This window comes from Lentisphaerota bacterium (assembly GCA_016873675.1).
Lineage (GTDB): Bacteria > Verrucomicrobiota > Kiritimatiellia > RFP12 > JAAYNR01 > VGWG01.
The window spans coordinates 1-3139 of the sequence record VGWG01000185.1 but is presented as its reverse complement, the minus strand read 5'-3'; the positions used below and the strand labels follow the sequence as shown (position 1 = coordinate 3139).

General features: G+C 59.1%; 1 protein-coding gene. It reads right to left on the bottom strand.

Going from position 1 to position 3139, the window contains the following annotated elements:
* Positions 1-172: 172 nt before the first annotated feature.
* A complete protein-coding gene (locus FJ222_12445; protein ID MBM4165231.1) occupies positions 173-1537 on the bottom strand; it encodes an agarase in 1365 nt (454 codons plus the stop codon).
* Positions 1538-3139: the final 1602 nt, after the last annotated feature.

Below are 3139 nucleotides of genomic sequence, written 5' to 3'. Positions count from 1 at the left end.
GCGTACAAGGAATGGCACGGACACCATCTTGACGAGAGTCTGCTGAAACTGTTGCAGATGCACTGATTGCCCCCGCAGGCGGGCGTAGTCTATTACATTGGCGGAAGAGGGGCGCGGGGGCAATGCATCGCATCGTCGGCTTGGCAAACATCGACCAGTGATAGGCCTCAGGCTACGGATGCACCCGCCCGCCCTTGTCCATCCAGTCGATCAAGTCGTAGACATTCAGGTTCAGTTCCTTGATGGGTTTCAGGTACTCCGGGTACTCATCGAAATACGCCGTCACGATCCCTTTGTTGGAGGTTCTGTTCGAAGGATCAACTTTTTTGTCGTCCGGGTCGTTATCTTGGTAACGGAAGTTGTGAAAACCGACGCACCCTTTGGACTCCAGCAACCCAAGGCATAAATTCTGATAGTAAAGCCCGCGGTCCTTTTGTGTTTTCACCGTCCATCCGGCACCAGTCGTGTTAGGCAGCCCTGAATCTTCGCCCCGGGCGTAGAATTCGCTGATTATATACGGCTTGCCAGACCACCCTGCCCAGTTCGCCATTTTCTTATCGTCCGGAGTCCACGTCCCGTACAGATTTAGCGAAACGACATCTGCGTATTTGCCGGCGGCGCGGAAGAGGTTTGCGCTCCCCTGATTATCCGAGAAAAACCGGCAGCCCAAATACAGGTGGTTCGGATCGTGCGTCTTGATGGCCTTCGAGACGACGGCGAAGTACCACTCATCCGCAAATGCAGCGAACGCCTCCTGGTCCTCGCGGGCAATTGCATTCGGATCGGCCTGCTCACCCTTGCGCGCCTGCAGCCACTTCCACGCCGCCTCATAGCGGTAGTCCTCCTTGGGCTGGCCGAGACATTCTTCGAGGACCCTGCTGTTCTTCTTGGAGAACTCGAGTTCGTTATCGGAGAAGTGCCCCAGCAGCCACGGGTCGTCCTTCGTGGCGGCCAACTGTTTGGCGTGTTCCATCGCAAAGGTTTCAAACTCGGGGTCAAAGAGGAAGGGGCGTTTCCCGCCTTTGTAAGACTTTTTGAAGTCCCAAATCGGGCAGTAGGCTATGCGCTTGGGCACCTTGGCTAGCAAAGCGTTTTTAGACCACGCGCCGCTGCCGTTGAAACCGTTTTCCAACATCAACGCCACCGTCTGTTCAGCCCATTTCTCGTCGCTGCCGAATTTGGCTTCAAAGGCTGCCTCGGACTTGGGGGTGTTGTGGGCTGGATAGACACAACCCAGCGCGACTGTTATGAAGAGATTGCCTTCAGGATCCACCAGCCACCAACGCTCACCGATCTTCTGAGTGCGGAAAAAGCCCGTAGCCTCGACTTTGCGGGACGGATCGCCGCCATAGACGCTCAGTTTCGCCGGTTCCGTGCGCGGCTGAAAACCAGCCGCGTGCGCCACGGTCCAGGTGTCGAGTTCTTTCCATTCTGAGCCCTGTCTCACGGCGATCTTCAGGGGTTCAGCGGCGAACATCGTCGCGGTTGTTCCCATCGCGATCAGAAGCATCGACGCACACAGAAACTTTCGGATCATTTGGCCCCTCCCAGGGTAACCTCGCTTGGCGAGGGTTCGTGTTGGTCGCTAGATTGAGGCTCTTGCAACCCCCCCCCCGCAACGCGGCGCCTGACGGCTTGCGTCGCGGGGCGTTTTGTAAAGTGAAACGTCTCGCCGCCCAGCATGGGCAAGCATGACGCACCAGCCTACGCCCCGTCGTTTTCTGCACAGCACCATACCGCGCACAAAACGACCGGGAGAAGTGTAGCAGGGAATCACGCTCTTGTCTACCCCCCCCGTTTTCTGAGGATTGTTGTAGACAGTTGCGGCGCAATATTTTATATAGTCCATATTGCCCGAAATAACGGGGCTGGATACGCGGAAAGGCTCACTTTCTTGTCTCATACCTACGAAATGGCGCACAGGCCCTGTTGCGAGCCCGAGTCGACTCACCGATAGAGGGCCGTCAACGGGCGATCTTGGAGGGTGTTGTAGTCGCGCATGGCCATGCGCCACCAGTGCGACAGCTTTGCTTCTGGAAGACACCAGACGCGCTCGTGTAGATCGGTCACGGTCTGCGCGTTTCTCAGCAGGACCATTTGCTCCTTGCGATTCAGCGCCGCTGGCCCCTTCGCCAGCAGCGTGTCCGCTAGATCCAGCAGGTGCTTGTGCGCGGCCTCGCCCGGCGCGTTCTTGTCGCGCAACAGGGAGCAGTGCGCGGCATTGATATAAGGATCGATCACGACCTGAGTGATTCCGTACTGTTCGCCCAGCCAGGGCGACGGCGTCAACCGATGATGGATGCTCTCCAGGTTTTTCTCCAGATGCGAAACCATCGACGGCGGATTCGTCTCTTCCGGGATGACAAAGAGCGAGAGCGCCCGCAGCCGCCGGCCCAAGCCAGGCATGCTGAGGACCACACACAAAGGGATGCACACCATCAATCCGAACGTCACCGGGCTGAGCCACCAGAAGAGGGTCGGGCTGAGCCGCCACGCGAGAACGGCCCAGACGGCGCCGATCACCGTATGCGGCGCGTAGGCCTTAATGATGCCCTCCCAGTCCACGCCGCCAGCCGCGTCCCGTTGCTGCGGATTCCACGGCACATCCCGCCCCATCAGGATCCCAGCCACAAAACGGGAGTGAAAGATCATCTGCACGGGTGCCAGCAACACCGAGAGCGCATGCTCCAACACGCAGCCGATCACCACGCGCACACCGCCGCCGAACTCCCGCCGCCGCTTTCGGTCGCGAAGCACCAGCAGCACCGCCAGCGCCTTGGGCAAGGTCAGCAGGGTCACCGCGATCGCAAACAGCAGCAAGGCCAGCCGTCCACCGCCGATATCCAGAAAGGACGACAGCCCCACATCGGAGTCATAGCGCGGGCCCGGACCAAATTCGGCTTCGACCCAGCCCTGAAGCGTCCCGAGCACAAGAAACAGCAGCCAGAGCGGTGAGGCGACATAGGAAAGAATACCCATCAACAGGTGAAGGCGATTGATGGGATTGAGCCCGTGCGCCGTCAGCATCCACGCATGCTGCAGATTTCCCCGGCACCACCGGCGGTCCCGGCAGGCGTGATCCAGGGGCGTGGGAGGAAGATTTTCGTAACTGCCTCCCAGTTCATAGGCCAGCCAGACC